The following is a 4,086-nucleotide window of genomic DNA, read 5'->3' as shown; positions in this document are numbered from 1 at the left end:
GTGCGGACGGTGCCGGAGGCGTCGGTGATGGTCAGGTCGCCATAGGCGTCGTAGGCGTAGCGTTCGGTAATGCTGCCCGATGAGTTCGTCAGCGCGACGATGCTGTACTGGGCGTTGCGGTGGTAGAAACGTCGGCCGCCAGTACCATCACGAACGACCAGTTCGTCGATGTAGTCGCCCCAGATGTAGGTGTAGTCAGGCGAACTCGGCGATGCACCCGAGACGTAGTCGGCCAGGGTTTGTTGGCCGTTTTGCACGAACACGGTTGTGCTGCCCGATTCGGCGCGGGCCACTCGTCGGCCCAGGGCGTCGAACTGGTACTGGACGTCGGTGGTGCCGTTGTTGTTGATGTCAGCCGACGCCAGACGGTTGTCGAAATCCCAGGTAAAGGCGGAAGGCTGAGGGCGGAGGGATGAAGGCAGTAGGGTGATGTTGCCCTTGGCGTCATGCTGGACCGCTTGACCGGCCGCGGCGGTCAGTTCGTGGGCCGGGCCGTGGGTGCGATTTTGCACGACCGAGTTTTCGGTGAAGCTCTGCCAGTCGCCCACCGGCGTCAGATTCCACGATTGATCGAGTGCGGCATCGGCACGGTCCCAGCCGGTCAACCGGTCCTCGGCGTCGTAGCTCGCTGTGAACCCGTATCCGCTCATAGTGCCGGTGATCGTCTCCGATGTCTTGTTGTGGTTGTCGTCCCAGGTGTACGACAGGTTGCCGATGCTCGCACCCGAGAAGTTGATCGCCGAAGGCGTGTTGTCGACGTTGTAGGTTCGACTTTCACTGACGCCGTTGTCGTAAACACTCGTCGTCATTCTACCACCGTTGTCGTAGCCGCGGGTCAGCAAGTTCACACCGCCGGTGATCAGTTTTTCCAGTTGTCCGCGGGCGGTGTACGTCCGCGAGACCTCGCTGGAGTCTGGATAGATCAGTTTCTTGACCCGTCCGGCGGCATCGTACTGGGTATCGGTCGTGTACGACTGACCGCCGATGGACAGCGTTTCATTGAGTTTGCGTCCGGCGATGTCATAGACGTACGTCACCGTGTTGCCGTAGCGGCCGCTGGCCGCGGTCAGCATTCGCGAGGCGTCATCGTAGGTGAACGTGTCGCTGTCGGCGATCGTGCCCGACGGCGAGTTGGCTCGTGTGCGGTAATCACGTTTGAGTAGTCTGCCCGCCGCGTCATAAACCATCGACATGGTGTCACCGAGTTGATCGGTCGTTCGCGTGACTCGGTCGAGGTCATCGTGCTCGGTCATCGTGATGCCGTAGCCAAGATCGCCGGGGCTGCTGCCCGGTACATGGTCGGGCCAGGTGACCTGGTTTTGACGACCGTAGCCGTCATAACCGTAGCTGGTCGTTTGACTCTCGGCATCGGTCAGGCTTTCAAGTTGGCCAAGCACCGTGTAGGCGAACGTGGTCGTGTGGTTCAGCCGATCGGTCACACTGGATTGACGACCCAGGGCGTCATAAGTGTGATCGGTATCGTTGCCCTTGGCGTCAGTTTGCCGGATCATCTCACCGGCACGGTTGTACGCCATCTCGGTTTCGTGACCGGCCGGGTCGATGACCTTCACGCGTCGATCGAGGTAGTCGTAATCGGTCGTCGTGGCATTTCCGTTGGCATCGGTCACCGTCGTCTGGTTGCCATTGGCGTCGTAAACGTAGCTGGTCACCTTGCCGAGCGGATCGTTGACGCTGACCGTGCGTCCGGCATCGTCGAAGGACGTTGTTGATGTTTCACCGGCACCGTTGGTGACGGTGGTTTGATAGCCAGCGTCGCTGTAGCCGTACTCGGTCACGTCGCTGAGCGGATTGACCGCTTCGACTTGTCGGCCGATCGGGTCAAAGCGACGTGTCCACGTGCTGCCGGTTTGGTCAGTCGTGGTGACGGCGTTGCCGGCATTGTCGAAGCCGTAGCTGCGCGAATGATTCAGCGGATCGGTTTCTTTGACACGGCGATTCAAGGAGTCGAAGGTGAAGTTTTGATAGTCCATCGCACCAGCCGGTTCCATCCGCACGACGTTGCCGCCGGCGTCATAGAACTGGTCGCGGGACTGGCTGCCGGTCACGTTGCCGGTGGCCGGATCGACCGCGAAGCGGATGCGGCGATAGACGCGGCCCCGAACGTCGAACTTGATCTTCTCGCGGCTGACGAGGTTGCCCGAAGCGCTGGTGTCGAACCGTTCGGTCTTGATCACCCGGCCCAAGTTGTCGTGCGTGTCGACTTGGTAGAAGTCCAACTCGCCGTCGATGACCGTCTGGCGATTACGCCAGTCGTAGCCGTAGTCGGTCACGCGGATGGTCGAATCGTCGACGTGCTGGGTGGCCCGTGTCAGCAGTCCGTCACCACCGTCGGTGCCTGAGTCATACTGCTGTTCGGTCATCAGCTTCATGTCGTTGCCAGCAGCACCACCGCCGGTCGGGTCGCCAGCGGTCGCACCGGTGTCATCGGTTCCCGCGTACATGGCGACTTGCTGACCACGAACATCGAAAACGACCGAGCGGATCGTGCCACGGGGATTGACCGTGCGGTTGCGACGTTTCAGCGTGTCGTAGCCGAATTGCGTTTGGTCGTAGTTCGTGCTCTCGGAACCTTCACCGCTGATGGGGATCGTGTGGTAGACCCGCTGAGAGATCAGCGTGCAGCAGTCGCTGTATTGGTGGGTGGTCCAGCGGACGTAATCGGATTGCGTGAACGTATCACTGGCCGACAGTTTTCCCGAAGCTGAACTTCGCACGGCCGAGATCTGCTCCAGTGGGTGTCCCTTGCGGGTTCGCTTGACGATCGAGACGGGACCGATCAGCGTGTCCGTGCCGGCCGAGACATCGTGGTAACCTTGGCCGGTCCACTGCTGATGATCAACGTCAAGGTAAACGTGCCAACGAGCGCGGCGAACCTGCCGGGTCGCTCCACCAACTTCGGCCGAATGGACCGGGCCGAGCGACTGAGTGATCCGGCCGCGGTCGTCGTGCTGGTAGTCGGTTACCAGGTGCAGACCGCCACCGGTCGGCGTGGTCCAACCTACCGGCACACCGCTGACTTGTGATGTGTCCACATCGACGATCTGCCGCGTTGCCACACCGGTGACAACATCGTAGATCGTGTGCGTGATCGTGCCACGTTCATCACGAACCCAGGTTCGGTTGCCATGGATGTCAAAGCGTTCGGTACGCGTATCGGTTGTTCCGTCACCGTTTTGACCGGTCGGCACGACAGGCAGTGTGGTGATCTTCTGCGAAGCTCGAAAACTGTCGGCGTGGTATTGGTAGTCGTACCGCGTGGTCGCCTTGCCGGTGCCGTCGTCGTTGCGGTACACGATGTCGTGAGAGACCGGATGGACTGTGTTGCCACCAACACTGTGTGAAGCGTACTTCATCGATCGCAGCAGGATGGCGGAGCCGGAGCTGCCTCGCTTGACCTTCTCGGCCTTGACGTAGCCGGCCGCCGCGCCGCTGCCGTTTGAATCCGAATAGTAATCGGTTCGATAGATGACGCCTTCGTCACTGCGATGCGTCACGGCCAGATCGTTTTGCGATTCGTCGTAGTCAACAACGGCCGATGGCTGGGCACGCTGAGTTAGTCGGCCATCGTTGTTGTAACGTAGCGACTGGATCCAGCGATCAGCGTTCTCGCCCGCACCGCTGCGGAACTCTTTCACGAGCACCTGACCGATGTAATTGGTGAAGACGATGTTCTGCGATCCGTCGGGCCGCGTTTCGACCGTCTTGCGTCGCCACTGGTTGTAGCGGTCCTGGCTGTCGTTGTTGGCCGTGTAGGCGAAGGTGAACGTCATCGCGCCAGCCTGGACGGTCTCTTTAATCACACGGCGGGAGGCGTTGTACTGGAAGTGGTAATCGGCGTACTGGGCAAGCTGCACGTCCGAAGCGGTCAGAGGATCGGCCACCAGCGAGAGTTTCGCGTAGCTCTCCGGCTCGAGCACATACTTCAATCCGTGCTCAAAGCCTTTCGCTTCCCCGGTGGTGTAGTAGCGATAGTAATGCACGTTCTTGTCTTGCCAGCTTCCACCGCTGGTCGGTTCTTGCTGACGCGCCCGGCGAAGATCACCCAAACTGCCGCCGGTGTCGCCG

The 4,086-nt window shown here is 60.6% G+C and carries 1 protein-coding gene; it reads right to left on the bottom strand.

Annotated elements, in window-relative coordinates; genetic code table 11:
- The coding region (locus FYK55_RS28585) for an RHS repeat protein (RefSeq protein WP_150080035.1) at positions 1-4,086 on the bottom strand (4,086 nt) is incomplete at both ends.

It is taken from the genome of Roseiconus nitratireducens, from assembly GCF_008629675.1.
GTDB classification, from domain to species: Bacteria; Planctomycetota; Planctomycetia; order Pirellulales; family Pirellulaceae; genus Stieleria; species Stieleria nitratireducens.
Note: the sequence above shows the minus strand (reverse complement) of the source record. Positions and strands in the feature narration are given on the sequence as shown.